This is a genomic window from Marivita lacus, assembly GCF_014637725.1.
GTDB lineage: Bacteria > Pseudomonadota > Alphaproteobacteria > Rhodobacterales > Rhodobacteraceae > Marivita > Marivita lacus.
This window is the reverse complement of the sequence record NZ_BMFC01000046.1, coordinates 1-1,932: the sequence shown is the minus strand read 5'-3', so window position 1 is coordinate 1,932 and position 1,932 is coordinate 1. Positions and strand designations below refer to the sequence as shown.

The following is a 1,932-nucleotide window of genomic DNA, read 5'->3' as shown; positions in this document are numbered from 1 at the left end:
ACCGAACTCGCACTACGGAGAGGGAAAACGTGAAGCAGTACTTGATCGAATGCGGTGTGACCGCTGCCTCCTGCAAGGAGGCAATTGCCATGAACGTCCATGGTCCGGGCAAGAACGTGAACCTCCGCATCGATTACATCAGCAGAACGATGCTCGCGAACCTGCCCGATCTGCTGCTCGACCTGTTGGAGGTCGCTGCGTATGTCTGTTGCGCCGACCAGCGCCTGAAGCGTGGATCGGAACGGCTTGCGATGTTCGGCGAAAGCTGGCGCCGGAGCCTCAGGTTCTCGATCCCGGTGCGGGAACTGGAGGTCTGGCAGGACACTGAGGTTCAAGAAGCGCTGATTGACACGCTGGGGTTTCTTTCTGACGACAGCTATTCATTCGAATTTCGGCAGGCCGAGACGCCGGTTCAACTGAAGGAGCTGTATTTTCAGTGCCTTATTGACCCCGTCGACGAACACGACGCGGTAGCCCTATTCTCTGGTGGCGTGGACTCGTTCGCCGGAGCCGTCACCGATCTTGTGGCCAACGGTCGGTCGCTCACGCTGGTTGGACATTATTCGTCGACCAAGGTCCGCTCGGTTCAAGAAGGCCTCATCGGCGAGCTCAAGCGTAAGGGATTTGACGGGAACCTGTCCTATATTCCCGTGTGGGTCAGCAACGAACGTGTTCTCCCTCGCGAATTCACACAGCGAACCCGTTCCTTCCTGTTTGCATGCCTGGGCTTCGTCGTGGCCAGAATGTCCGGCAAGGACTGCTTCAGTTTCTATGAAAACGGCGTGGTGAGTATCAATTTGCCGCTGGCGGGCGACGTTGTTGGTGGTCGAGCGACGCGGACTACCCACCCGAAAGTTCTGCGTGGGCTTGAACATCTCTTTTCGCTGCTCCTCAATCGTCAGATCCAGATCCACACACCTTTACAATGGCTGACCAAGAAGGAAGTGACCGAGAAGATCGCGGCGGCCGGGATGGCTGATCTGCTAAGTCTGACCGTCAGCTGTACCCACCCTCGGAAATGGACCGAAGCTCAAAAGCACTGCGGTGTTTGCTCGCAATGTATCGATCGACGCTTTGGCATCCTTGCGGCGGGGTTGGGCGAATACGAGCCGTCAGATCGCTACATGCAGGACCTGCTTCTCGATGGTCGAAGTGATGAAAACGACTTGCGCATGGCACTGGCCTACGTGTCGTTGTTCAAGAAGATCTCGGCGACGCCGAAGGAGCGGTTCCTAGTGGATTTTCCGGAGATCGTTTCTGCGGTCGGCCACTTCCCGGGCGTGCCGACCTCCGAGGCAGGGGATCGTCTCTTCGATCTGTTTCAGCGCCACGCGAAATCCGTTGAGACGGTGATCTCGCTGGCGCTGAGCGAACAAAGCACAGCCCTGTTCAGAAACGAGCTGCCCGCGACTTCACTGCTCGTTGCGTGCAACAACCGAGGTCACGTCGAAGTTGTACCGCCCTCGAACTACGACGCCGACACAAAAGCATTCATGGATCGGCTCGCAGCGCCGAACCTTGAGTTCGCATTCGACGATGATCGGGAGCGCGTGTGTTTCAGGGGCGATCTGGCGCTGGACGGCACGAATTTCAAACTGGTCGCCGCTCTGATGGATGGCTTCAGAACGGCAAAGAAGCGTCAGACCGAGGTTCCGTATTTTCCAGCGTCGGACCTGGCGCAGAGCCTCGGCATCACCGATCAGTCGATGCGTCAACAGCTGACGCGGCTGCGGAGGGTCCTCGAACCTCTGAACCTGTCGATCGGGATCGCCATGGATCAGGATACGTTCATTGAGACAAAGGAGCGTGCGGGTTATCGAATCAACCCCCGGTGCCGCGAGATCGCGGTGTCGGATATTCTGGATATAGTGCCATCCGCCAGCACCGACTGAAGCGTCAGCGTCACGCGCGCCGACGCGTCATGTCACAGAA

General features: G+C 57.9%; 1 protein-coding gene. It reads left to right on the top strand.

Annotation, left to right across the window (positions count from 1 at the left end; genetic code table 11):
* The coding region (locus IEV82_RS23390; protein ID WP_229748011.1) for a 7-cyano-7-deazaguanine synthase at positions 1-1,892 on the top strand (1,892 nt) is incomplete at its 5' end.
* Positions 1,893-1,932 lie beyond the last annotated feature (40 nt).